Origin of the sequence: Sinorhizobium sp. CB7, assembly GCF_041357635.1 — a bacterium.
Classification (GTDB): Bacteria; Pseudomonadota; Alphaproteobacteria; order Rhizobiales; family Rhizobiaceae; genus Rhizobium.
The window spans coordinates 272,089-295,938 of the sequence record NZ_JAULLL010000003.1 but is presented as its reverse complement, the minus strand read 5'-3'; the positions used below and the strand labels follow the sequence as shown (position 1 = coordinate 295,938).

Sequence of the window (23,850 nt, the reverse complement as noted above, 5' to 3'; positions counted from 1 at the left end):
AAATCCGTAAAGATTTAGAAATTCAATCAAGCATTTGAAGTAGCGTGTCTTCGTTGCCTGCGGCTTTGCAGCATATCCTGGATCTCCGTCACTCCAACCTTCCCGCCTTCACTCAAGCCAGTGGCCAGAAGCTCGGCCGCAATCAGTGGGTGCTTGCGCAACAAGCGGCTGGCCATCTTTAAACCGGCGGCAATGACGGCGCGCTCAAGAGGCGAGCGTTTGTCGCGAGCGTTGTTACCAGGAACCCTGCCTTCCAGGAGCTGTTCTTGCTCCTGACGAGGTGCCGGCGTCGCGGGTACTAGTGAACCGCGCCGGCGCGGGAAGGGCGATCGGGATAACCCTTTCGAAGTTTCTTTGGCAACGCGTCATGTGCCGAGTCTTTGACGACGGCAAATGCCGCCTCGGCACCGCGAGACAAAGCATCGCTGACGATGGTCATTGCTCGAACGCTCTTTTTCGTACCCTTTTTTGCCGCATCGGCAATCTCATCGCGGTCGCCGATTAAAACGGCTGCAGCCGCGCCAGCTCCCGCCGTAAGGGCATTGGCAAGGACATTTCTTCCGATGTCACTCGAAAGCAAAGCCTTGACCACCGGCGATTGTCGGATCGACTTCGGGACTTTGTATCCTGCGAATTTCTTCGGCATCTTGTTCTTTGCCATCGTCAGCCTCCTTTTTTCATCGGAACGACCATGTTGCGAGATCGTTCCGCCGCTGCGATCGCAAACAAGGGGCGCGCGGACTCTCACATGAACGAGGAGCCCCGAGGCTATCGGGGCAGACACTGCGACGATGTTGGTTCCAGAAGTTCCGCCGAGTGCAGGACCGTCGCCCGACCTTCTGTGCTGACCTTACGGTCCTTGGCCAACGTGATCGATCAGTCCTTCTCCGAGGCGGGCGCCGTATAGCGCCTTCTAACCGCCTCGAAGATCAGGCGTCGGCTCTCGCTTGCAGACAGAGAGTCCTTTTGTTCGACTGCGGCGGTTTCCTCAGCGAGTGCCGGATCGCCTATGTGCCCCTTGAACCATTTCGAATAATCGTGGGCGCGCAGGTGATGCTGCCAAGTCCCGTCGTCGATGCCTTCTGCGATCTGCAGGAACATCATCAGATTATGGGCACGAAGCTTCATCTCCCTGTTCGGTCCGCGAAAATAAAAGCTCTGCTCTTCGTCGAGGTGCCCTTCCGCATACTTGCGCGTATGCCGCTTATGTGATTGTCGGGGTTTTGCTACCTGGATCAGTTTCCCCGATGCCTTCGCTCTCCTATCCCACAAGAGAACATTGTCGTCTTTTGGAGCGGCCGAAATATCATGTGGCGTTTCACCGACGATCGCGCAGACGGTGCGAATGACATCAGCAGCCGAAGGCCCGAGTGCGACCACTTTGGTCACCGTCTTCAGCGCGGCAGGGGATAGTGAATCGGGATGAACCGTAATCATTATGGTTCCAGAGACGTCGTCGGACAGAGCAAGCGAAGCGCTATCGCGTCCTGATGGCATCAGGTGGTGAGCCTCGTCGATAATCAGGTAATGCGGTCGGCCCGTGCGTGCGCGCAGGGCCGCAATGTCGGGCATAAGTGTCGCGAAGAACCCTGGTCGTTCCTGCAGTTCGAACGCGAGCGTGTTGACAACGACACTCCTCGAGGGATCGGACAGCAATTGAAGTACCTGTTCCTTGGTGGGTGGCGTTTTCCCGTCACCCAGCGTTACCGTACCCTCGAGCCCTTCATAGTCACCCTCTGGATCGAAAATACAGAACTGGGCCTGCCTTTCGCTCATCCGCTCCGTCAGAGCGATCGCGAGCGTCGATTTTCCGATACCCGAACTGCCGGCGATCAGAAGAACGTCATTGGGATAGAGCGCGATCGGGCCATCATCATTCTCGCCGATCGGAATACGATGGCGATCATTTAGAGGTATTGCCGTCTCGTCATCGCATATAGTCGTAATGAGTTCGACCACGCCTGCGCCTCTCGCGCCCGTCAACACCAGGTCGGCGCCTTGCTTCAAAGCAGGCAGTGCGTTGGCGACTGCGGCACCGAAACCGCAAAACCGCAGCAAGGCATGGTCGTTTTCGGCGTCGCCGACGCCGGCCACATTCAGCGGTGAAAGCTCAAGCTCTTCAAGTGCGGCCGTTAGGCCGCTCGCCTTATTGACGCCGCTGGGTAAAACCATGACCGCGCCTTTGTTGAAGATGATCTCAAGCTCAAGGCCCATTTCCCTGATTGTGTCCAGAACGGTTGTCTGATGCGGCTCCCAGGTTGCGACAATCGATCGGCCGACGGATATCTGCTCGACACCCTTGCGGCGCAGCTTCTCCACGAATTGAGGAGGAGGCGCGGGCGCGACGGGACGCTCTTCTTCTGTTGCTGGCGCGTAGAGCAGAGCTCCGTTTTCCGCAACGACCCGATCGAACAAATCCAGCCGGTCGAACACGCGCTTCAAATCGGGGAGTTCACGACCCGTGACGAGGATGAGCCGACGCCCGCTATCGCGGAACCGATGGAGCGCTTGGATGGTCGCCGCGTCGACTGCTCCGTCTTCGGCCAGCGTTCCGTCATAGTCCGTCGCAAGTGCAATGATGTACATCACATTGCCTCCCAGGGATTGAGAAGGCCACGCGGATGCGGGAGAGCCTTCAATTGATCGTAGAAAGGCCAGTGCCTCAAGATTGTTCCGGGCATCCGGACGCCCCCCTTGTGACCGTGAACAGATTTGGATCGACAGGATGTCCCTGAGCCGACGAGCGAAAATTGGCACTCTTGCGACGTATCGGCAGATCGGCCGGGTGATTGTTGGGAACACATCAACCGGTTTCGAAAACAGGATGACTGCGCAACTCTCGCGTTCCCCAGGGCCTGGCTGCCTGAACGCGTTTCCGCTGGGCCAGTCGTGTGACGGAGAGATGACGAATTTGTGACAAATTACTGTGCTCCGTTGGAACTATCCCCACAGGAAATTGTTGAACGATCGAGGAGAGCCTCGAGGAGGCGACATGGCGCTTCATTTCATCGTCGGTTTGGCAATCGGATTTGGAGCGGCCCTATCGGCGCAGAGCGTTGCTCCCGCGGCAAACCGATGGGTCTGATAGCTTGCGATCAGTCGAAGGTTAAACTGGCGGAATTCAACGAGAGCGCCGACGAATGGACTTACGACCGTAACGCCTCCTTGGCTACATGGCCATGACCACGTCCGTTTCCTTTCTGTCGAAGCTGGATGACAAGGCCCTTACCTCACTGACCGAGCAATGGACCGTGCGTCGCTACCTGCGGGACGGCTGATGATTGCGTATGGTGACACGCGCGGGACGTCTTTTTCATTCTGAAGGGGAGCGCCCGCGTAACCGTCCACTCAGAGACCGGGCGGGAGGTTTCATATGGGGACATCGGACCCGGTGACATTTTCGGAGAATTGGCCGGTACCTCACAGACAACGAAACTCTTGAAATAAGTGGTCGGCGTTATACTAAATTCGTGCGCTTAGTATAATCGCCATGCCGGCTTGGGCAGCAGCCTCCAGGCCGCTTTTTAGTCGCATTATATCAAAATGCCGGATTTAGTATAACGGAGCTGACATTGCGCCAAATCGACCTGATGTATCGCACCATGACCGCTGAACTCGGGCAGCGTTTGCTCGATGCCTCCTTTATGGCTGACTTTCCGGTCGAAGGCCGTTTCGTGCCGGTCACGGTGAAGGGCCGCAAATACTGGTACACCGACCGAAGGGGAGGGACATCGACAGGATCGGCGCTATGTCGGACCGGCCGACGATCCGGAGATCAACAAGCGGGTCGAGGACTTCAAGGCTATTAAGGACGATGCCAGGGTTCGCCGCAAATATCTTTCAACGCTCGTTCGCGAAGCTGCCTTGCCGGAACCGGAAAGGTTCACTGGCGATGTCGTTGAAGCCCTGGCCAACGCCGGTATCTTCCGTCTACGTGCGTGCCTAGTTGGATCCGTCGCATTCTCGGCTTACGGCCCCCCTGCTTGGCTTCCGACTGCCCGCCTCGTCAATGATGACGGGGGACGCCGACTTCGCGCAGGACTATGCGATCTCGGCCGAAGTAGGGGATAGCCTTCCACCTATCCTCGACATCCTGAAGTCTGTCGATCCGACATTCCGGCCGATGATGCATCGCTCGGGATCACAGCAATCCGCCGGCTTCGTCAATGGCGGCGGCTACAAGGTCGAATTCCTTACGGGAAACCGGGGGTCGGACGAGTATGCTGACAAACCGGCCAACATGCCTGCCCCTGGGGGAGCGTCGGCCGAACCGCTGCGCTTCCTCGATTTTCTGATCCGCGACGCTGTGCGAGCCGTCATGCTGCACAAAAGCGGAATCTCAGTGATCGTCCCGGCCCCCGAGCGGTTTGCGATCCACAAGCTCATCGTCGCGGCCCGCCGCATGGTTGATACGATTGGGACCGCAAAGCGTGACAAAGACCTGCGGCAAGCTTCCTTGCTTTTCGAAGCGCTCGATCTCTGTAACCGCCTCGATGATCTTGCGGACGCGCTCATAGAGGCGCTGGAGAGGGGAGAGGGCTGGCGTAATGCCATCAAGACGGGGCTCGGCTACATGGGCCGAGTTGAATTGGCGAAAACCGAAGCGCTGTTCAGCAAACTCAAGATCAAACTCCAGTAAGCTGCACATCTGCAGCGGAGTAACGTCAGCGACGAATAGCTCACCTCTAGAAGATTACGATGCACACTTGGTTGCGTGAATGTACGCCTGTTCGGGGGAGGGAAGGCCAAGACGGTATCTCATCGCTGGACGTCAGTGCCGACATGGTGAAGGACGTCGATCCCGAGCACTGGATCAAGGAGAGTGCCGAGCTCGCAAAGACCTATGCCTATGCGCTTCCGGTCAGCCGCGGTACCAATGCAACGCCGCTGTCGCGCGACCACGAGACCAATGCTGGTAATGTCGCGCCAAGCCAGGCAGCGCTCGCAGGTGCCCGGCTCGCCAATATTATCAATGCGGCACGGCAATAACGGAAGAGTCAGGCGCCGGCCTTTGTCAGTGCGTCCAACTCATCCGGTGCAAGCTTAAGAAAGGCTGCCTTGGCAAAGCTTTCGACTTGAGCGACCGACGTCGCACTCGCGATTGGGGCAGTGACGCCCGCCCTGGTAATCAGCCAAGCGAGCGCCACTTCGGCTGGCTTGGCTCCATGTGCGGCGGATATTTCGTCGAGAGCCTTGAGTATCATTTCACCACGCGGGTTCATGTATTTCTCCATACCCCCGCCGCGCTTCGACTTGTCGAAATCCTTCGCCGAACGATACTTTCCGGACAGGAATCCTGAGGCCAGACTGGAGTAGGTGACGACGCCCAGCCTCTCATTGATGCAAAGATCCCGAAGCGGCCCCTCGAAGGAGTCGCGGTCGTAGAGATTGTATTTCGGCTGCAGCACCTGATAGGAAGGCAATCCGTTCTCCCGCGCGACTTTCAGCGCCTCCGCGAGCTGGGACGCGTCCACGTTCGAGACGCCGACCGCCCCGACTTTCCTCGCCTCGACCAGGCTTAGGAAGGCGCCGAGCGTTTCCTGATAGGTCGTGCCGGCCGGATCCGGCCAATGCGCGAAATACAGATCGATCTTTTCGATTCCGAGCCGCCGAAGGGATTGTTCCGACGCGCCGGCTATCCACTCTTCAGAAAGACCTCGCGGTTCCGGCCCACCGTCCACCGACCCGACCTTTGTGAAGATCTTCATCTTCTCGCGGTTCCCGGGTCTGGCCTTGAGCCAGTTTCCGATGATCGTCTCGGATTCGCCGCCCTTGTTGCCGGGCGCCCATGCGGAGTAGCAGTCCGCCGTATCGATGGCGTCGAATCCATGGTCAACGAAGGCGTCCAGGACGTCAAAGCTGGTCTTCTCGTCTATGGTCCATCCAAAGACGTTCCCTCCAAATACGATCGGAGCGATCTCGATTCCCGTCTTTCCAAGCACTCGCCTATCCATTCGTTTCTCCTTCGCGAAATCCGGTTCGGTGCCACCCCATGCGTTCGTTGGGCGACGACAATCAGATATCAGATAGTTCGTTCGTGAAGTCTTCCAGCCCTTCGCAGGCCGACTCTCACAGCTTCCGTGCGAACTTCTGACGCACGTCGGCCACTCCCGCCTCCTCCCTATCAGATTCACACATTGTCGAAAGCTGAGAGGAGGAGGGATACGCCGCGTTTGAGGACCTCTGTTCCGCCGAGGTGAAGCGGCTGTCGGCTCGTCTTCACATCCGCCGACAGATCAACGCAAGGGCGGTCCGCGGCCATGTTGACTCCGTAGTTAACTCAGCCGAAAACAGCGCTGGAGTTATAGAGTTGAAGGAGACCTGTTGATGGTCGATGAGAGTGACACTGGATCGATTGCCGCGGAGGCGGAGACCGATACTCAGGAGAAAAAGCCCCCGGTCAAGAAGCAGACATCACGGCGGCGCCAAAAGACAGCAGCCGAAAGTGTAGGAACTGCATCAAGGTCAACTGCTGCAAAGCCGCAGGTCAGAAAGTACAGCGGGCAAGAAAAGGCTGAGAAGCTGAAGCTGATAGAGGCGCAGGTTGTCGAAGGCACAGGCACACTCAAGGATGCCATCAAGAGCGCTGGCATATCGGAGCAGACCTACTATAACTGGAAAAACGTCGTGAAGCCTGTTGATCAAAGCGACAAGACGCCTGCTCCGGCTGGCGATGAATTGGCGGATCTTGTTCAACTCGAAGAAGAGAACAAGAGGCTCCGCAAGCTTCTGGCCGAAAAGTTGCGCAAGGAAAATGCCGAGCTGCGCAGAAGGCTGGGCATGGATTGATCCAAGATTGAGACGCGGCCTCAGTTTCTCCGGGCTCGCCTTGCCTGACCTTGGCTCTCCGCCAATGTCCCGGTTGGTGCGAGCGATCTAAGACGCGAACGCTTCTTCCGGATAGCCCAGAAATCTGGAAGCGATAGGATCGGCGCGAAGGACAAATCGCCCCACGCGCCCGAATGTGTTGAAGCGCGCGTTGCTCAGATATATGGGTCCTCCAGCATGGATACGGTGGCGCTGATCGGCGCCTGCTTTTCACGGACTGCTTAGGGTTGAGATACATATGAAAACGCCACAACGGAAGTTCACCGTTGAGTTTAAGTCGGCGCGACGTCAGCCAAAGTCGCGGACGAATTCAATTTGGGGGGATATGGACCTCAAGGCTTTGGTCCGCGACGCGGAAGACAACGCACCGCATCTGTTCAAGTCAAATGAAGCATCTGGCGTAACTGATGAAGGTCGAGACACCTCGCCTGATCTCATGAAATCGGATTCTTCCAACCAACCCGCTGGCGATGTCGAGATTTCATCGGCAGCGGCGCCGCCGTCTGATGACGCAGCGGTGGAAGAGCGGAGTCATCATGAAGCCGACCACGGTGCAGTCGAAGCTGTGGTGCAAGTGCACGAACCAGTGTCACAACCTCGAAGAATATCAAAGGGTACCTCCCAAAAGCGCCGCGAACGTGCTCCCGACTCCGCGGCTGCGCCTGTTCCGGTTGGTGCACAAGAAACTCAAGGCGCACCATCCAGGACCGCTGACGATCACGTCTCCTTCGAAGAATTGGCCGCTCTTGATTCTGAAAACAAGCAGCTCAAGAGGCTGTTGGTCGAACAGCTGCGTCTGGAGAACGCGCAACTCAACAAGATGCTCGAGCGGTTTGATGTTGCGAGCGAGACCGCTACAAGATGATTGTCGCGTCCGGACGAGGAGCCGGGTCAACGACGCGGTCCATGATACTAGCGCCTTAAGGCGCGCCATCATCACGTCGTCGAATTACTCCTTTAGGCACTGCGGTTCGTTTCCCCTCAAGGCCATGGGCCATGGCTTCTGATAGGGACGCTGTGCCGACGGGCTTGGGCACTCGAGAGAAAACGACACTACCGGCTGGCCCTGGCCCTTGCTTGCATTGTCTTCGCCTCAGCCGCTGGTTCCCAGATATTGGGGTGGCCGAGCGGAACGTGGATCGAAGCCTGGGTCGTTTTCGTCCGTGATAACAATTCGACAAGGCGGGCAAGCCGGTGTGCCCTTTCCAGCCGGGACGACCTACTCATCGGGCGTGCCGAAAACCTCATGGCAACTCTTGCAGGCACTCGCGAGCGCCTCGAAAGATTCGCGAAGCTTCTGTTTGCTATCCCCGGCAGTAGCCTTAGTCACGAAATCTCCAGCTTCTGAACGTCGTCTTGGAAAACCTCAGGCTGCTTCCAGATGGTGGGGTCGGCCTGACTATGATGATCGATGCTTGCCGGCGGGAACATGTTCCCAATCTCGTGGCAATTCTCGTGCAGATTTCGGCATGGCGCCGGATTGAAGCTGGATCAAAAGGCTGTTTGCCGACGAGCATCTCGCCGATGGCTTTCAACTCCTGCTGCATGGTCTTCATCGCCTTCATACGCACGGCAACGATGCCGTGCGCTCCCTCATGGGCAAAGGCCGCACCCACAGTAAAGCCTGTCAGAACAATGACAGCAGCTCTGCCAAAGTTGGTGCCCAGCATGTGCTAAAACTGCCTCTCCAAAGAATGGCGGTCGTGAAATCTATTGGGCGCCGCCGACCGGTATCATGAGGTGCTCGTAAGGGCTCCCCGCCCACATTACCCAGGGCTGTGTCATGTCCGCCATCTCGCCAGGTCTTGGATAGTCCTTGATTGTTCCTTCACCCCCATAATTGAATATCATGACGTGCGGCGGCTCCTGCATCCACTTCATTCCCTCCGGTGGCTTCGTTGCGAAAGGGTCTACGTTGCTGGGCGTAGTGCCACCCTGGAGCATGTATCCGAAACCCACCTTGCCCTTGGGCGGCTCACTCTTATTCGCCCACGCCATAACCCACTCCAGGCCGTTTGCGTCGACGCAGTTCGGATCGTTAGCCGGGTTGGTCGGATCGTCTGGAATGCAGGTGAAGTTGTTCGTGCCCTTCCGAAGTGTCCGCACCTTTCCATTCGCATCGAAAGCGATCACCGTTGCATTATTTCCGATCTGTTCCGGAGCTGCCGACACAGCGTTGGCAATCATCTCCTCATCGGTTTTCGGAGACGAAAACTCTCCTTTGACCTCTTGGCCGATCACGGCGGTCGACCAAACAAAAGCAGTTCCGCAAATCATCGAAACCAAGGACATGCGCATGAGAACCTCCCCAATCTTGACATTGCGGGCAGGATGCCCGGCTCCGCCAACCAACTATTCACGTCCCATTTTGACGCTACGTCAAATCAATCTTACCGGTAAGTTGTATGGCCCCGGCAGTCGCACGGCCGTTGATGTGGCAGCAAGTTCTCGATCAGGAGGCCATGATGCTCTTAGAACTTGGCTCGACCTGTCGTCGCCTATAGCTGCGACGACACGCTGTCGCTCGTCTCGCTGGTCGCAGCCGGTCTCGGCGTCGGCTTCGTGCCGGAATGGACGAGGGAGCTGCCGAACCGCGGCTTCGAGCTCAAGAAGGTGAGGGGCGTCGACTTCAAGATCGCCCTCGGCGTTACCTGGAAAAAGGAGGATCCGACCGCCGCGCGCGACGACATCATTGATATCGCACGATCATTGGCACGGCCGGGGAGGTGAGGGGCGGGGCGGGGCTACTCGCCAGCAGATGCGTCAAAAATCGTTCAGCGATCCGGGCGTTCGATTTCGACGATAAACTCGTATTCCTCCAACATGCCGTGGGTATCAGATCCGGTCCGCGCCACCGTCCAGTAATCGCGGGTCACACCAAATACAGTCGACACGCGCACGATCTCCCAATCGCTTCCGGCCTTCTTACGCCTCGCCCAATAAAAGCCTTCCGGCTTCAAATCCGATATCTCAATCATGTGCACCAGGAAAATCTACGAACTCGTCGGGAACGCGTATGCTCCGATTCGATGACGTTGCGCATCATGCGCCGAGACACTCCACCAGCAGTTTTCGCTTGAAGCGTTGCTGCCGGTACGGATGCGGCAGTCTAGTTCGACAACCATCGCGCGATAGTCCCTGAGTCCTGGGATTTAGTATTCGTCGGTCGGTCTCTGCATCCGAAAAAAATTTGTCTGTCGGGCATCACTTTGAATCCGCTCACTGAATCGATCGAAAAGGTCAACGACGATTCTCCCCTTTCAAACATGCAGATTGACTCAGTTACGCATTGAGAACAAATACGGAACATAATCGTTTCCCACAAGCAGATATCACCTTCCGTGAAGAAGGAGAACATGAGCCGACTTGCCTCCAATACCGCCCTTTCTGACCTGCGCGAACGCATCGCGCACTTGGAGGGAGGCACGGCGCGCAAGCATGCCGCTCTTCCCTTCGGTACCGACGCAATAGATGCCCGCCTGCCGGGAGGCGGGCTCGCCTATGGCGCGATCCACGAGGTGGCGGGCGGCGGCAACGGCGCCGTGGATGGAGCCGCGGCCGCGCTCTTCGTCGGCGGCATAGCCGCGCGGACGAGGGGCAAGGTCGTCTGGTGTCTCAGCCGCGCCGACCTGTTCGCGCCGGCACTGGCGCAGGTCGGCCTTCATCCCGACCGGGTCATCTATGTCGAAGCCGGACGGGAGGAGGATGTGCTAGCTAGCTTCGAGGAAGCCTTGCGCTACGGCGGCCTCGGCGCGGTGGTGGCCGAACTCGTGCGCTTGCCGATGGTTGCATCGCGCCGGCTGCAGCTCGCCGCCGAAAGCTCCGGTACGCTGGGCTTGGCGATCCGGCGATGGCGCCGGCAGACCGAGGCATCGGACTTCGGGATGCCGACGGCAGCGGCGACCCGATGGCGGATTTCCGTGCTGCCGTCCGAGCCGCTCCCGGTTCCGGGCATCGGGCGTGCGCGATGGCTGGCGGAGTTGGTCAGGGTCAGGGCGGGGGAGAGCGCGGAATTCGTTATTGGAGCTTGTGATGGCCAGGGTCGTATCTGTTTTCTTTCCGACGCTGCCGACGGACCGGATCAGACGCGCCGATCCTTCGCTTCCGCCCGACGTTCCGCTCGTGGTCATCGCCAGGAGCGGATCTAAGCGCTGGGTCTCGGCGGCGGACATGAACGCGGCAAGACTTGGCCTGCATGTCGGCATGCCCGCGGCCAAGGCTCAGGCGCTCGTGCAGAGGTTGATCGCGGTTGATGCCGATCCGCGCGCAAATGCCGAAGCGCTTGAGCGGCTGACGCTCTGGGCGCTGACGCAATATTCGCCAGTCGTGGCGATGGACGCTCCCGACGGAATCGTCATGGATACGGAGGGCGCCGACCATCTGCAGGGCGGCGAGGAGTTGATGCTGTCCGGCCTTGTCAACCGGTTCCGCGCAAAAGGCCTCGACGCTCGTGCCGCAATCGCCGACGCTTGGGGCGCGGCGCATGCATTTGCCCGTGCGACGAAGCAGGAGATCGTGATCGTGCCGCCCGGAAAGACGGTTCACGCCGTCGGGCGCCTGCCGATCTCATCGTTGCGCCTGCCGGCAGAGACGGTTTCCAGCCTGCGCACGCTCGGCTTTGCGACTGTCGGCAAGCTGGCGGCCACGCCCCGCGCACCGTTGACGCTGCGCTTCGGCCCTGACGTCGGCCGCCGGCTGGATCAGATGTTCGGATACCTCGCCGAACCGATCGATCCGATCCGGCCTGCCGGGTTTGTCGAAGTGCATCGCTGCTTCGCCGATCCCATCGGCGCGCCGGAAACGATCGAAAAACACGTGAGCCGGCTCGTGCGGCAGCTCTGTCTGCAACTGGAGAAGCGCGAGCTTGGTGTGCGCCGTACCGACCTCCTCGTCCATCGCGTCGACAACACGATCCAGGCGCTCAGAGCCGGCACCGCTAAACCGGTACGCGACGCCTCGTGGCTCTCCAAGCTGTTCAGGGACCGTATCGAGCGCATAGACCCCGGCTTCGGGATCGAAAAGCTCAGCCTTGTTGCGACCATGGTCGAGCCGCTTGATCAGATGCAGGCCGCTTCCTCGCTTGTCGAGGAGGCAGTAAAGGACGTCACGCCCCTCATCGATATCCTTGGCAATCGCGGCGGCCAGCGGATTTACCGGGCCGCTCCGGTCGCAAGCGACGTTCCCGAGCGAAGCGTACGGCTGGTTGCGGCAACCGCAGAGGAAGAGGGGACGACATGGCCGTCGCAGTGGCCGCGGCCGCCGCGTCTTCTGTCGCGTCCGGAGCCGATCGAGGTTGTCGCACTGCTCCCGGACCATCCGCCGGCTTCCTTCACCTGGCGCGGCAAGCGCCACCGCGTCGCGCGCGCCGATGGCCCGGAACGCATTTTTGGGGAATGGTGGGCGAGACGCGCCGAATGGATGGCGGTCCGCGATTACTTCGTGGTCGAAAACGAGCGCAGCGAACGGTTCTGGGTCTATCGTTCCGGCGACGGCGTCGATGCGGAGACCGGGTCGCGCAAGTGGTTCCTGCACGGGATCTTCGCATGAGATATGCCGAACTTCAGGTCACCACCCATTTCTCGTTTCTGCGCGGAGCCTCCTCCGCGGACGAGTTGTTTGCAACGGCGAAGCTGCTTGGAATAGAGGCGCTCGGCGTCATCGATCGCAATTCGCTCGCCGGTATCGTTCGCGCGCTGGAAGCGTCGAGGGCGACCGGCATTCGGCTTGTCGTCGGCTGCAGACTCGACCTCAAGGACGGGATGTCGATGCTCGTCTATCCGACCGATCGCGCCGCCTATTCGCGGCTGACGCGGCTTCTGACGCTCGGCAAGGGCAGGGGCGGCAAGGCGAACTGCATCCTCACTCTCGATGACGTTTCCCTATATGCCGAAGGCCTGATCGGCATTCTCGTGCCGGACATGCCGGACGAGACATGCGCCGTGCAGCTGCGCAAGATGGCCGAGATCTTCGCCGACCGCGCCTACATGTCGCTCTGCCTCCGCCGGCGGCCGAACGACCAGCTCAGGCTGCACCAGCTCTCCAATCTGGCCAGCCGATACAAGGTGCAGACGGTCGTCACCAACGACGTGCTGTTTCATGAGCCTGGCCGGCGCCAGCTGCAGGACGTCGTCACCTGCATCCGCACTGGAGCCACGATCGATGATGTCGGCTTCGAGCGCGAGCGGCATGCCGATCGTTTCCTCAAACCACCGGAAGAAATGGCCCGTCTCTTTTCCCGTCACCCGGAGGCGCTTGCCCGCACGATGGAGATCGTCGAGCGCTGCCGGTTCTCGCTGGAGGAGCTCGTCTACCAGTATCCGGAGGAGGCGCTCATACCCGGCATGACGGCGCAGCAGTCGCTGGAACACTATACCTGGCAGGGCGTGAAGACCCGCTATCCCGAAGGACTGCCTGCCCATGTCGAAAAGGCGATCCGGCATGAGCTCGCGCTGATCGAGACGATGAGATATGCGCCGTACTTCCTGACGGTTTTCTCGATCGTGCGCTACGCCCGATCGGAAGGCATTCTCTGCCAGGGCAGGGGGTCGGCGGCCAATTCGGCGGTCAGCTATGTGCTCGGCATTACGTCCATCGACCCGGAAACGCATGACCTCCTCTTCGAACGGTTTGTCAGCCAGGAACGCGACGAGCCGCCCGACATCGATGTCGATTTCGAACACGAGCGAAGGGAGGAGGTCATTCAATGGATCTACCGGACCTACGGTCACGACAAGGCGGCACTCTGCGCGACCGTGATCCGCTATCGCGCCAAGGGCGCCATCCGCGATGTCGGCAAGGCGCTCAGTCTGCCCGAGGACCTGATCAAGGCGCTCTCTTCCGGCATCTGGTCCTGGTCGGAGGAGTTCGGCGAGCGGCAGGTGAGGGAACTCGGTCTCGGTCCCGACGATCGGCGCCTCGCCCTGACACTCAGGCTGGCGCAGCAGCTGATGGGTGCGCCGAGACACCTCGGACAGCACCCGGGCGGATTTGTTCTGACCCACGATCGGCTGGACCATCTGGTTCCGATCGAACCCGCCAGCATGGAGAACAGGCAGGTCATTGAATGGGATAAGGACGACGTCGAAGCGCTCAAAATGATGAAGGTCGACGTTTTGGCGCTCGGGATGCTCACCTGCATGTCCAAGGCCTTCGCGCTCATCAGGGCGCACAAGCACCAGGATCTCGACCTTGCGTCGATCCCGCAGGAAGATCCCGCAACGTACGCGATGATCCGCAAGGCCGACACGCTGGGCACGTTCCAGGTCGAAAGCCGGGCGCAGATGGCAATGCTGCCGCGCATGCGGCCGCGGACCTACTACGACCTCGTCATCCAGGTGGCGATCGTCCGGCCCGGCCCGATTCAGGGCGACATGGTGCATCCTTATCTTCGCCGCCGGGAAGGCAAGGAGAAGGTGGAATATCCGACGCCGGAGCTGGAAGCGGTGCTCGGCAAGACATTGGGTGTGCCGTTGTTTCAGGAGAGCGCGATGAAGGTCGCGATGACCTGTGCGGGCTTTACCGCCGGCGAGGCCGATCAGCTCCGTCGCGCCATGGCGACCTTCAAGTTCACCGGCGGGGTCAGCCGCTTCAAGGACAAACTGGTCTGCGGGATGGTGCGCAACGGCTATTCACCGGAATTCGCCGAGCGGACGTTTTCCCAGCTGGAAGGGTTCGGCAGTTATGGCTTTCCGGAAAGCCATGCCGCCTCCTTCGCGCTGATCGCCTATGCCTCCAGCTATGTGAAATGTCATTTTCCGGAGATCTTTTGCGCGGCGCTTTTGAACTCACAGCCGATGGGTTTCTACGCGCCGGCACAGATCGTCATCGACGCGCGCAAGCACGGCGTGGAGGTCCGACCGGTCTGCATCAATCGCTCTCGCTGGGACTGCACGCTTGAACCGATCCAAGGATCGCAAAGCCATGCCGTCAGGCTGGGCATGCGCCTGGTGCGCGGCCTTGCCGTCGGCGACGCCGCTCGCATCGTCGCCGCTCGCGCCGATATGCCGTTTAGTTCGATTGATGACATGTGGCATCGATCGGGTGTTCCGGCTGCCTCGCTCGTCGAGCTTGCCGAGGCCGACGCGTTCCTGCCCTCGCTCGGGCTTAAGCGCCGCGACGCTCTCTGGGCGCTGAAGGCGCTGCGCGACGAACCGCTCCCCCTCTTTGCGGCGGCGGCGGAGCGCGAGGCAAAGGCAATCGCCGAACAGCTTGAGCCGAAAGTGGAACTCCGGCAGATGACGGAGGGTCATAATGTGGTCGAGGACTACGGCCATACCGGCCTGACGCTCCGTCATCATCCTGTCAGCTTCCTGCGCGGCGATCTCGCAAGGCGTCGGATCGTGACCTGTGCCGAGGCGATGTCGGCGCGCGACGGCCAGTGGCTGATGGCGGCAGGTCTCGTGCTCGTGCGCCAGAAGCCCGGTTCGGCCAAGGGCGTGATGTTCGTCACCATAGAGGACGAGACGGGCATCGCCAATATCGTCGTCTGGCCGCAACTGTTCGAGCGCTCGCGTCGAACGGTTCTCGGCGCCAGCATGATGGCGATCAACGGCAGGATCCAGCGGGAAGGGGAGGTGGTGCACCTGGTGGCGCAGCAGCTGTTCGATCTGTCCGCCGATCTTTCGGGGCTCGCGGACCGCGACGGCCAATTCCGGCCGCCGACCGGACGCGGCGACGAATTCTCGCACGGCTCGCCGGGCAGCCCGGATTCGCGCGAAAAGCCGAAGGCCGCCGGCAGGGCAAGGGACATCTACATTCCCGACCTGCATATCGACACGCTGAAGATCAAGAGCCGGAATTTTCAGTAACAGTCGGCCACGCTCGATCGCCTTACCTGGTTGACTTCATAGCTCGCATAGCCATATTAGGAGCAAGACAACCACAGGAGCTTGCCATGACCCAGCAGGCGACATCAGGCCTCGTGCTCAATATCCATGCCGAACCGGATTCGGTCCAGGCGGCCTTCCTGCGCCGCGCGATGTCGGCGCTCGAGCGGATTGCCGCAAAGGCTCCGGCCAAGGCGCTTGCCGATGCCCTTGCGGCGCCGACAGATGCCGGATCGCTTGCTCTGATGCTGAGCCGGTCGGACATGGTGGGATCTGCCGTCACGGAACTCGATCCCCTTGTCCCGGCACTTGCCCGCAATGTCGAGCATCGGCGCAAGCTCCTGGAAATGGCGGGTGGCGCCGTGTCGGCCGATGATGTCGGCCGTCTCCTCGGCATAACCAGACAGGCCGTCGACAAGCGGCGGCGCGCTCGCGCGCTGCTGGCAGTGCGCGAGGCAAGCGACTGGCGCTATCCGGTCTGCCAGTTCAAGGACGGTGAAGCCGTTTCCGGTATCGGCGACGTGGTGCGCAGCTTTGCCGAGCAGGGGCCGTGGACTGCGCTTGATTTCCTGCTTGCGCCCGATGCGACGCTCGGCGGTCGCACGCCGCTGCAGGCGCTGCACGCTGGTGAAAGCGAGGCGGTGCGGCGGCTGATTGCGGCAGAGATCTCTGACGGCTTTGCCTGATGGGGCCGCACGCAGGACGCGGACCGTCCGGCGCGGCTCCTCCGCCACCCGCGTGGCTTGCGACCATTTCGCTGCCGATCGACGTCGTCCCCGAGGGACAGGTTCTGCATCGGGTGCATCGCACCGGGTACGACCCGATCTTCTTCGGCCCGGGAACCGGCGTGCCTGCGACCAACCGTTTCGATAGTGACAGCGGCCGATTCGGCGTGCTCTATGTCGGCCAGAGCCGGAGGGCGGCGCTTACCGAAACGATCCTGCGCAATCCGCGGCGGCTGATGGTGTCGATGACCGAGATCACCGAGCGCTCGGCGACAGATGTGACCTGCGATCGTCCCTTGCGGATCGTGCGAATGCATGGGAACGGCCTTCAGGCGCTCGGCACGGACAATGCGATATCGACCGGACCCTATGAGCCTTGCGGCCTGTGGGCGGATGCGCTCTGGGATCATCCCGATCAGCCGGACGGGCTCGCTTATCAGTCACGGCATGATTCCTCCGAGATCTGCATCGCGTTGTTTGCGCGGCAAGACATGCGGTTGACCTGCGCCGCAACCACGCCTCTGCCCGCGATGCTGGGCGAGCTGGCCGCCCTGCTCGATCTCTATGGCAAGTCGTTGTCTCCAGTACCGGGATCGTGAGATGGCGTCGCCGGTCCCCAGCCTGACGATCAGATCAAGGAAGCGGGGCTATGCCCGGGGCAAGGAGACCGAAAAACTTCCCCCAACGTCAGCGGGGTGCCTGATCCGCGCAAGCCGATGCGGCGCTCACGCGCCGCCGAACGTCCAGACGGGGATGCCGAGCTTCTTCGCCTTGTCGGCCAGATTGTCGTGAATGCCGGTACCGGGGAAGTGCATGACGCCGATCGGGAGGAGTTCGAGCATGGCGTCATTGCGCTTGAAGGGTGCGGCGCGGCCGTGCTTCGTCCAATCTGGCGAAAAGCCGATCTGCGGCACGTCGCGGTTCCTGGCCCACAGCGAGGCGATCTTGTCGGTACCCTTCAGCGACTTTCCGTGCATCAGAACCATGTCCGGATGTTTCTGGTGGACCTGGTCGAGCTTGGCCCAGATCAGATGGTGATCGTTGAAGTCGAGCCCTCCGGTGACCACGATCTTGGGGCCGGGTGGAAGAAGCACCGTTTGCTCAGCGCGCCGCCTCGCCGCAAGGAAGTCGCGGCTGTCGATCATCGCAGAGGTGAGATTGCGATGGCTCACCCTGGATCCGGTCCGCGGAAGCCACGTCCCGCCGGCGTGACGCTCGTAATGCTCGGCTGCCTGGTCGCGCATCAGCTCGAAGGCGTTCTGGCGCTCGATCAGCGTCCCGCCCTCGGCGATCAGGCGCTCCAGTTCGACCGATTTCACCTCGCTGCCATCCTGTTCCCGCTGCGCACGGCGTTGCGCCTGCTCGTTTTCGTCAAGCTCGCGCGCGATCCGCTCGGCGGCTCTGTGGAAGATGTTGACGGCCGACCAGAGGAGGTCGTGCAGGTCGGGCTCGAGGCGGGTGTCAGCAAGCGTCGCGACCAGGGCGTCAAAGATATCGGCGATGGCGCCCGTGACCTGATTTCCGTCGGGCAGGAGCCGCTGGTCGGGCTCGTCGGAAAAGGGCCGATAGCCATAGAGCTGAAGCTCTTCGAGGACATGGCCGGCTGGTGAAGAGGCGTGATGCGGTTCAAAGTCGTCGTGCTCGTTCATCGGATGCTCCGTCGGTTGGACCGCGACCGTCGCGGGCCTTCATGGCGACGAAGCTGGCGGGCGAGCCGGACCTGCACCCCAGCGCCAGCGCAGGGCCGCAGCGCCAGCGCAGGATGGTGGAGGCGGGCGATTTTGATTCGCGCTGGAAAGGCCCGAAGGGCCGCCGGAAAATCGCCGGCCGCAGCCGTTGCCGGGCCGGTCCGCCTGCCGGCCGATCGCCCTCTTGAAGGCCGGAGACCGGTCCTCTCCGGCTCGATGCATCCGGACGGGCATGACGGTGCACGGCCGTCCTGCTTCCCCGTTCCGGGCTATATCGCCAGCGTCATGAAGCGCGTGGGGTCCTCTGGAGCGAGCTGCTTGCCCACTTCCGCCCGAAAGGTAACAAAGCGCATTGCGCCGAGGTCCTCGTTGAAGTCGCCGAGCGAAGGCGTCAGCACGATCGCCTGAATTGCGGCGGCGCTCGCCCGTTCGATCAGGCGGTCGCGCGCATAGTCGCCGGCCTGATCCTTATCGCGCAAGATATACAGCCTCCGCAGCGTTTGCGGAAACAGAACGGCCGCGAGATGGGCAGCCGACAGTGCCGCCAGCATCGGCATGCCGGGCAGGATCTGCCTCAGCGAGAGCACCGTTTCGATGCCCTCGCCAGCCGCCATGACATCGCCGGTCACGCCGAAGCGCACGGCATTGCCGAAGAGGTCGCCCATTGCGCGACGCGGGGTCTCGATCGGCGCCTTGTCGCGGCGTCGGCTGTCGAGCCAGGTGCGATGCACGCCGGTGATGCGGCCATCGAGATCGGTGACGGCCGCAATCATCGCCGGCCAGGTTTCGGTCGGGGAGTGCTCGTCGCGCCGATAGTAGCAGCAGGGGTGGAAGCGCAGGCTCGCCGTGCCTCTTAAATCCGTAATGCCGCGGTGCCGCAGATACGCCTCCACGATTGTGCCTGAAATCGGGTGCGACATCCCGAAGAGGCGGCGGGCAGCCTCGGGCGAGCCGTTCGGTGCCGATCCTCGACGCTCTTGCCGACGCTGCTCCGGTTCAAGTGGCGGCATGCCGAGGAAGGACCGCGCCTCCTCGGCGACATCCCTGAAGTCGACGAGACCGCAGCTTTCGCGAATGACATCTAGCAGATCACCGTGCTCGCCGGTGGCTGCGTCGGTCCATTTGCCGGCGAGGCCTTTCGCGGAATCCTTCAGCCGGACGAACATGGAGCGGCCGGGTGCGTTGCGGACATCGCCGACGAGCCAGTAGCTGCCATGACGCCGGCCGTTCCACAGGTAGCGGCGGCAGACAGCCTCGGCTCGTTCGGCAAGGCGGCGCGCCAGAGGGTGCGGGCTTCCCGTCATGCTTGCCTCCTTGATGGAAAAAGGCCCGCCGTCGCGGCGGGCCAGTCTCTCAAGGCGTTGTCGGCTACTCGGCCGCGATCGTGTTGGGTGCGTCGTCAGCCGGTTCATCGGCCGTGATCGGACCCTCTTCGACAATTGCCGTTTCGCAGCCATTGGTAGCAGGTTCAGCACCGGTTAAGTCCGCTTCGCCGAGGCGTCCGGGCATCCCATCGCCCTGAGTGTGGCCAGGGGTGCGGAGCGGCTCGGGCAACCAGCCGGTCTCCGCGAGCAGCGCCTCCGCCTCAGCCGCCATGTCGCCCTTCTTCAAATGGGCAATCCGGTCAGCGGCGTTTTGCCCCTTCGCCTCGGCGACGGCCTGGAGGATTCGCGCCTTGGTCACGCGGCCGAGGAAGGCGTCGATCGTCGGTCGCCAGCCCGCAGCCGCCATGTCGAGTTCGACTGCCTGCGCGAGCCGATCCGCATGAGCCAATGCCCGGGGACGCCGGTTCCAGCTCTCGTTTGCGGCGTTGACCGAGAGGCTGACGACATGGGCGAAGAGTGACGAGCGCCTGTCTGCGTCCCAGGCTTCGAGCGCATCCCATAGCTCGGCCGGTTCCTTCGGCAGCGCCTGCACCCAGCCCTCATGCCGGGCCTGGATCGTCTCGGCGGCACGGCTGTCGTTCAGCCCCGGCGCCTGTGTGCCGAAACCGACACTCTTCAGGTCCAGTTCGAGGCAGCTATCCGAGCCGTAGCGGTAGAAGACTTTCAGCGTCAGGGCGTGCAGCGCAGCAAGAAACGCCACGTCCGGCTGTTCGCCGAGCGCTTGGCGCAAACCCAAAGTCCGGTGCGCGGTCAGCTCCACCATCAGCCGATCCGAGATCGGCGACAGCCTGTCTTCCGCCTCAGCCTCCGAAGGTTGCGCGTCGGTTTTGCTGGAGACAGGGTCGTCTGCCTCATGATCGGCGGCCACGGCGCGCCCATCATCGCTGTCTGCCGGGTCGGACGCATGCTTGACCGGTAGCTCATCCTCAGGACGGACGTAGCCGCGCTCGACGCGCAGACTGCCGTCATGCGCAATGCTGATGAACACGCCTGCGCGGGCGACTTCGCTCGGATCGAAGGCGAGAGGCCGCACCGCGAAGCTTTCAAGTACCGTCTCGAGCTCGCCAAAACGCTTGTCGACCTCATCCGGCAGTTCGTCGCTGTCGGCGTATTCTTCCGAGAGGCGATTGTATTCCGCCCGGAAGGCATCCCGCGCCGTCTCCTCCTCGACCGTTAGTGGCAAGGGTTCGCCGCGAAGCTGACGCAGGCCGAAGGTGTGGCCATAAGCGAAATCGGGCGCGACCTCGATCCACTTCCAACCCTCGGCCGCGATCGCCTCGGATTCCGCCTTCAACTTGGCGGCCACCATGTGGTCGACGAGACCGACATCCTGCAGCCAGCCGCCATCGTCGCCCTGGAAGAGGTCTCGCATCACCGTGCCTCCCGCCTCGACATACGCGTTCACGCCGATAAACTGCGCCCTCTTGTCGGTCGCCCGCACGGCACCTTCGGTCAGCATCCTGCGGATGACATAGGGCTGCTTGTCGTAGGCGTGTTGCAGCCGCTGGAAGACCTGCTCCTGGCGTTCATGCTCGCCCGAGACGGTGAAGGCCATGAGCTGGTCGAGTGTCATGCCGTCCTCGGCATAGACGTCGAGCAACTTGGGCGACACCGATGCGAGCTTCAGCCGCTGCTTGACCACGTTGACCGCGACGAAGAAGGCGGCGGCGATCTCCTCTTCGGATTGGCCTTTCTCGCGCAGCGCCAGGAAGGCGCGAAACTGGTCGAGCGGATGCAGGGGCGCGCGCTGGACGTTTTCGGCGAGCGAGTCCTCTTCTGCGATGCCGCCCTCGCGGACGACGCAGGGCACGGGCGCGGTCTTCGCCAGGCGCTTCTGCTTCACGAGCAGCTCCAGCGCCCGATACCGCCTTCCGCCGGCGGGAATCTCGAACATGTCGGTCTCGACACCAGCCTCATTGACGACGGGGCGGACGCTAAGACCTTGAAGCAGGCCGCGGCGGGCGATGTCCTCGGCAAGCTCCTCGATCGAGACGCCGGCCTTAACGCGCCGGACGTTCGATTGACTGAGCACGAGCTTGTTGAAGGGGATGTCGCGTGAGGGCGACAGGATGACCTTCTGAACGGCAGTAGCCATCGGGATGTACTCCTTCGACGGGCGGCCGAAAGCCTCTCTCTCGGCCTCCAACCCGTCACGAAATCCCATCACTCCTCTGCCTCTCCTGTTTGGCGCTGGCGCTGCGGCAATCACAGCAGCCTTCGCAACAGCCGGAGGGAGCAACGTTCGGATCTCTCGATGACGGTCTATCGAGACGCGCGGGCAAGGTGCGGCATGGACTACAAACGTCTCCCGAGCAGGTGCTGCCTTGCGCAAGAACATCCGCGTCGGCACCGCATCTCGCGCAGGCAGCGGCTGTGCCCGCGCGGCAAGCGCTTCACATGTCCTCCCGCCGTGTCAGTTTCGCGGCGCGGAGCACGCGTTCGGCGGCCGGGATGCTCCCGGCCTGCCGCGCCACTTCGGCCCAGACCGACATCGGAAACATCCCCTCGAAAAGGATGTCGCGCTCGATGCCCAGGCCAAACGGCAGGCGGACGGACATCACCTCGGCAAGGCTGAAGGAACCAAGTTCGGGCTCGCCCAGATCGGCGAGGCCGAAGAGAGTGTCGCAGTCTTCATCGAGCTCTGACACAAGCCAGGTGCCGACGCCGAGCGGATTGAAGAATTTGACCACCGGCACATGATCCGCATCGGGCCGTCGGCCATTGGCGAGCAGCCGCTCGCGCAGCTCTGGTGTAAGGAGGATCATGCCACCCTCCTGTCGAGGGAGGACCCGGCCTGCGCGTCCTCCGGTAAGAACGAGAGCAGCCAGTCCGCCGCCTTGCTCGCTTGGCTGGCCGCACGGACGATGGCGCGATTGTCCTGGCGCAACACCTCCACCCAGGAGCCAATGTAATCGGCATGGCGCACGGTCGGGATGATGCCGAGCGAGGCGCAGCAGAAGGCCGCGCTGATCTCGGCGACCAGTTCCTCGAAAGCATATTTCCTGGTGCCGAAGCCCCCCGAGAGATCGCGGCCGAGGCGGGAGGAATGGCCGGTCGCGTGACCGAGCTCGTGCAGCGCAGTGCTGTACCAGTTGATCGGCTCGCAATAGGCCTGCGGCGGCGGTACCTGGACGAAATCCGACTCTGGAGCGTAGAAGGCGCGGTTGCCGCCGATGCGGAAGTCGATGCCGGTTGCCCGGACCAGCGCATCGACTTTTGGCTCGACGAGGCTTGGCAGCGACGGCACGGCCGCAGCGATGTCGTCGGGCAGGTTCTCGCATTGCGCCACATTGAACACGGTGAAGCGCTTGAGAAACGGGATTCCTCGCGCTGCTTCGCCGGCGTCGCGCTCGCGTTCCCTTTCGTCGTCAGGCACAAAGCGGTCGGCGTAGACGACGGTCGTGCCGTGCTCACCTTTCCTGACGTTGCCGCCCAGCGCAAGCGCCTGGCGGAAGGTTAGCCAGCTTTGGCCGGGAAAGCCGTTCTCGATGACGGCGTCCCAGAGGATCAGGACATTGATTCCGGAATAGTGCCGGCCCGTGGCGCCATTCTTCGGCATGGCGAGAGGCGCCTCCGCCGCCGTCCCCCATGGCTGGATCCAGGGCAGCTTGCCGGCTTCCAACTCGGCGATGATCTTGTTGGTGATGCCGTCGTAGAGGCTGGTCCGGGCGGACGCGGCCTGATGTTGATGCTTGGTCATCGCGGGTCTCCGCGACGGGCGCCGGAAGCCTCTCTCCCAGCCCTCAACCCGTCGCGGAAAACTCCGACCGCCCTCTCACTCTCACCCGCTCACCCACCGCATGCGAGGGCACATGCAGGGCTTGCCTCAGCCCGGCGACGCATCTTGGACCACCGATCTTGCAACGATTTTTTCAGAATGCGAGCGCGGACTGGGCAGGTGCAACGCGCTTTGGCAAGACCTTGAAGCTCCCGGCCGGCAAAGGCCGAAGCAACTCGTCCTGCGGCCGTGTCAGGTCGAGCCATGCCGTCCTTTGTTCACGCCGCACCACCGCCATCTGACGATCGTGGAACGGCTTGATATCGTTGCTTGCCTCGACCGTCAGGATTGCGTAGGCCTCCGGCCAAGACCGCGTCGCGGGCCGCCAGATGCCAGCGAAATAAAACCAGTCGCCGTCGGCAAGCGAGAAGCTGTAATTCTTGCCGCCGTTGCGATGGCGAAACTCGGAGGCGGGCACGAGACAGCGGTGACTGGGAAATGTCCGCCCCTCGGCACGAACAACGCTGATCGGCCGTCCTCCGGCCTTTCGTGGCCGCAAGCCCCAGGGCAGCTCCACCATCTCAACATCGCCGCCGCAACGCCTTATGATGACACGGCGTTCGTCAAGCGGAGCGTCGGTACTGAAAACCTTCGCGTTCATAGCCATGCGAACATAACAGG

General features: G+C 61.8%; 19 protein-coding genes and 2 pseudogenes. 11 read left to right on the top strand and 10 right to left on the bottom strand.

Annotated elements, in window-relative coordinates; translation table 11 throughout:
- Positions 1-298: 298 nt before the first annotated feature.
- Entirely contained in the window at positions 299-661 is a 363-nt protein-coding gene (locus AAE029_RS08475; protein WP_371072380.1) for a hypothetical protein, read from the bottom strand.
- Between the two features lie 215 nt (positions 662-876).
- On the bottom strand, positions 877-2,586 hold the full coding sequence (locus AAE029_RS08470; protein WP_371072379.1) for an HAD-IIB family hydrolase: 1,710 nt from the start codon (positions 2,584-2,586) through the stop codon (positions 877-879).
- Positions 2,587-3,315: 729 nt separating this feature from the next.
- On the opposite strand from AAE029_RS08470, the gene AAE029_RS08465 reads away from it, so the two are divergent.
- The 3 genes and pseudogenes from AAE029_RS08465 (at position 3,316) to AAE029_RS08455 (ending at position 4,989) form a co-directional block, all read left to right on the top strand.
- Positions 3,316-3,447, top strand: a complete 132-nt coding sequence (locus AAE029_RS08465; RefSeq protein ID WP_371072502.1) for a hypothetical protein — start codon at positions 3,316-3,318, stop codon at positions 3,445-3,447.
- Between the two features lie 125 nt (positions 3,448-3,572).
- Positions 3,573-4,639: pseudogene (locus AAE029_RS08460) on the top strand (GSU2403 family nucleotidyltransferase fold protein).
- Between the two features lie 59 nt (positions 4,640-4,698).
- The gene (locus tag AAE029_RS08455) at positions 4,699-4,989 is read left to right on the top strand and encodes a S1/P1 nuclease (RefSeq protein ID WP_371072378.1); all 291 of its coding nucleotides are present in this window, start codon (positions 4,699-4,701) and stop codon (positions 4,987-4,989) included.
- A gap of 8 nt (positions 4,990-4,997) precedes the next feature.
- Here the strand turns inward: AAE029_RS08455 and AAE029_RS08450 are convergent, their stop codons facing one another.
- Positions 4,998-5,954 carry an aldo/keto reductase gene (locus AAE029_RS08450; RefSeq protein ID WP_371072377.1) on the bottom strand — a complete coding sequence of 319 codons (957 nt, stop codon included), beginning with the start codon at positions 5,952-5,954 and terminating at the stop codon, positions 4,998-5,000.
- A gap of 373 nt (positions 5,955-6,327) precedes the next feature.
- On the opposite strand from AAE029_RS08450, the gene AAE029_RS08445 reads away from it, so the two are divergent.
- Together AAE029_RS08445 and AAE029_RS08440 are read left to right on the top strand one after the other, a co-directional pair.
- The gene (locus AAE029_RS08445; RefSeq protein ID WP_371072501.1) at positions 6,328-6,789 is read left to right on the top strand and encodes a transposase; all 462 of its coding nucleotides are present in this window, start codon (positions 6,328-6,330) and stop codon (positions 6,787-6,789) included.
- Positions 6,790-7,066: 277 nt separating this feature from the next.
- Positions 7,067-7,693 carry a hypothetical protein gene (locus tag AAE029_RS08440; RefSeq protein ID WP_371072376.1) on the top strand — a complete coding sequence of 209 codons (627 nt, stop codon included), beginning with the start codon at positions 7,067-7,069 and terminating at the stop codon, positions 7,691-7,693.
- An 845-nt stretch (positions 7,694-8,538) separates the two neighbouring features.
- Here AAE029_RS08440 and AAE029_RS08435 read toward each other — a convergent pair.
- Complete coding sequence (locus AAE029_RS08435; RefSeq protein WP_371072375.1) at positions 8,539-9,126, bottom strand: hypothetical protein; 588 nt, start codon at positions 9,124-9,126, stop codon at positions 8,539-8,541.
- A 195-nt stretch (positions 9,127-9,321) separates the two neighbouring features.
- On the opposite strand from AAE029_RS08435, the pseudogene AAE029_RS08430 reads away from it, so the two are divergent.
- From AAE029_RS08430 to AAE029_RS08405, 6 genes and pseudogenes are all read left to right on the top strand, one after another.
- Positions 9,322-9,558: pseudogene (locus AAE029_RS08430) on the top strand (LysR substrate-binding domain-containing protein); the annotation flags it as partial.
- Between the two features lie 626 nt (positions 9,559-10,184).
- Positions 10,185-10,976, top strand: a complete 792-nt coding sequence (locus AAE029_RS08425) for an ImuA family protein (RefSeq protein ID WP_371072374.1) — start codon at positions 10,185-10,187, stop codon at positions 10,974-10,976.
- Positions 10,861-12,375: a DNA polymerase Y family protein gene (locus AAE029_RS08420; protein WP_371072373.1), complete on the top strand. Its 1,515-nt coding sequence runs from the start codon at positions 10,861-10,863 to the stop codon at positions 12,373-12,375. The genes AAE029_RS08425 and AAE029_RS08420 overlap by 116 nt, the downstream gene beginning before the upstream one ends.
- Positions 12,372-15,635, top strand: coding sequence for an error-prone DNA polymerase (locus tag AAE029_RS08415; protein WP_371072372.1), 3,264 nt, complete (start codon positions 12,372-12,374; stop codon positions 15,633-15,635). Before AAE029_RS08420 ends, AAE029_RS08415 begins: the two co-directional genes overlap by 4 nt.
- A gap of 86 nt (positions 15,636-15,721) precedes the next feature.
- A complete protein-coding gene (locus AAE029_RS08410) occupies positions 15,722-16,339 on the top strand; it encodes a DNA-binding protein (protein ID WP_371072371.1) in 618 nt (205 codons plus the stop codon).
- The gene (locus AAE029_RS08405) at positions 16,339-16,977 is read left to right on the top strand and encodes an RES family NAD+ phosphorylase (RefSeq protein WP_371072370.1); all 639 of its coding nucleotides are present in this window, start codon (positions 16,339-16,341) and stop codon (positions 16,975-16,977) included. The genes AAE029_RS08410 and AAE029_RS08405 overlap by 1 nt, the downstream gene beginning before the upstream one ends.
- A 126-nt stretch (positions 16,978-17,103) precedes the next feature.
- Here the strand turns inward: AAE029_RS08405 and AAE029_RS08400 are convergent, their stop codons facing one another.
- From AAE029_RS08400 to AAE029_RS08375, 6 genes are all read right to left on the bottom strand, one after another.
- Positions 17,104-18,027, bottom strand: a complete 924-nt coding sequence (locus AAE029_RS08400; protein ID WP_371072369.1) for a DUF2493 domain-containing protein — start codon at positions 18,025-18,027, stop codon at positions 17,104-17,106.
- Positions 18,028-18,335: 308 nt separating this feature from the next.
- On the bottom strand, positions 18,336-19,370 hold the full coding sequence (locus tag AAE029_RS08395) for a toprim domain-containing protein (RefSeq protein ID WP_371072368.1): 1,035 nt from the start codon (positions 19,368-19,370) through the stop codon (positions 18,336-18,338).
- Positions 19,371-19,434: 64 nt separating this feature from the next.
- Positions 19,435-21,546: a ParB/RepB/Spo0J family partition protein gene (locus tag AAE029_RS08390; RefSeq protein ID WP_371072500.1), complete on the bottom strand. Its 2,112-nt coding sequence runs from the start codon at positions 21,544-21,546 to the stop codon at positions 19,435-19,437.
- A gap of 298 nt (positions 21,547-21,844) precedes the next feature.
- Positions 21,845-22,216, bottom strand: coding sequence for a DUF2958 domain-containing protein (locus AAE029_RS08385; RefSeq protein ID WP_371072367.1), 372 nt, complete (start codon positions 22,214-22,216; stop codon positions 21,845-21,847).
- The gene (locus AAE029_RS08380; protein WP_371072366.1) at positions 22,213-23,151 is read right to left on the bottom strand and encodes an ArdC family protein; all 939 of its coding nucleotides are present in this window, start codon (positions 23,149-23,151) and stop codon (positions 22,213-22,215) included. Before AAE029_RS08380 ends, AAE029_RS08385 begins: the two co-directional genes overlap by 4 nt.
- 172 nt (positions 23,152-23,323) lie before the next feature.
- A complete protein-coding gene (locus tag AAE029_RS08375) occupies positions 23,324-23,830 on the bottom strand; it encodes an SOS response-associated peptidase family protein (protein WP_371072499.1) in 507 nt (168 codons plus the stop codon).
- Positions 23,831-23,850 lie beyond the last annotated feature (20 nt).

Bases quoted from the DNA above. Each gene is read 5' to 3' on its own strand.
- AAE029_RS08405 (WP_371072370.1), top strand. From the start codon at position 16,339: ATGGGGCCGCACGCAGGACGCGGACCGTCCGGCGCGGCTCCTCCGCCA.
- AAE029_RS08455 (WP_371072378.1), top strand. From the start codon at position 4,699: ATGCACACTTGGTTGCGTGAATGTACGCCTGTTCGGGGGAGGGAAGGC.
- AAE029_RS08415 (WP_371072372.1), top strand. From the start codon at position 12,372: ATGAGATATGCCGAACTTCAGGTCACCACCCATTTCTCGTTTCTGCGC.
- AAE029_RS08450 (WP_371072377.1), bottom strand. From the start codon at position 5,954: ATGGATAGGCGAGTGCTTGGAAAGACGGGAATCGAGATCGCTCCGATC.
- AAE029_RS08425 (WP_371072374.1), top strand. From the start codon at position 10,185: ATGAGCCGACTTGCCTCCAATACCGCCCTTTCTGACCTGCGCGAACGC.
- AAE029_RS08395 (WP_371072368.1), bottom strand. From the start codon at position 19,370: ATGACGGGAAGCCCGCACCCTCTGGCGCGCCGCCTTGCCGAACGAGCC.
- AAE029_RS08380 (WP_371072366.1), bottom strand. From the start codon at position 23,151: ATGACCAAGCATCAACATCAGGCCGCGTCCGCCCGGACCAGCCTCTAC.
- AAE029_RS08445 (WP_371072501.1), top strand. From the start codon at position 6,328: ATGGTCGATGAGAGTGACACTGGATCGATTGCCGCGGAGGCGGAGACC.
- AAE029_RS08475 (WP_371072380.1), bottom strand. From the start codon at position 661: ATGGCAAAGAACAAGATGCCGAAGAAATTCGCAGGATACAAAGTCCCG.
- AAE029_RS08435 (WP_371072375.1), bottom strand. From the start codon at position 9,126: ATGCGCATGTCCTTGGTTTCGATGATTTGCGGAACTGCTTTTGTTTGG.
- AAE029_RS08390 (WP_371072500.1), bottom strand. From the start codon at position 21,546: ATGGCTACTGCCGTTCAGAAGGTCATCCTGTCGCCCTCACGCGACATC.
- AAE029_RS08400 (WP_371072369.1), bottom strand. From the start codon at position 18,027: ATGAACGAGCACGACGACTTTGAACCGCATCACGCCTCTTCACCAGCC.
- AAE029_RS08470 (WP_371072379.1), bottom strand. From the start codon at position 2,586: ATGTACATCATTGCACTTGCGACGGACTATGACGGAACGCTGGCCGAA.
- AAE029_RS08375 (WP_371072499.1), bottom strand. From the start codon at position 23,830: ATGAACGCGAAGGTTTTCAGTACCGACGCTCCGCTTGACGAACGCCGT.
- AAE029_RS08440 (WP_371072376.1), top strand. From the start codon at position 7,067: ATGAAAACGCCACAACGGAAGTTCACCGTTGAGTTTAAGTCGGCGCGA.
- AAE029_RS08385 (WP_371072367.1), bottom strand. From the start codon at position 22,216: ATGATCCTCCTTACACCAGAGCTGCGCGAGCGGCTGCTCGCCAATGGC.
- AAE029_RS08410 (WP_371072371.1), top strand. From the start codon at position 15,722: ATGACCCAGCAGGCGACATCAGGCCTCGTGCTCAATATCCATGCCGAA.
- AAE029_RS08420 (WP_371072373.1), top strand. From the start codon at position 10,861: ATGGCCAGGGTCGTATCTGTTTTCTTTCCGACGCTGCCGACGGACCGG.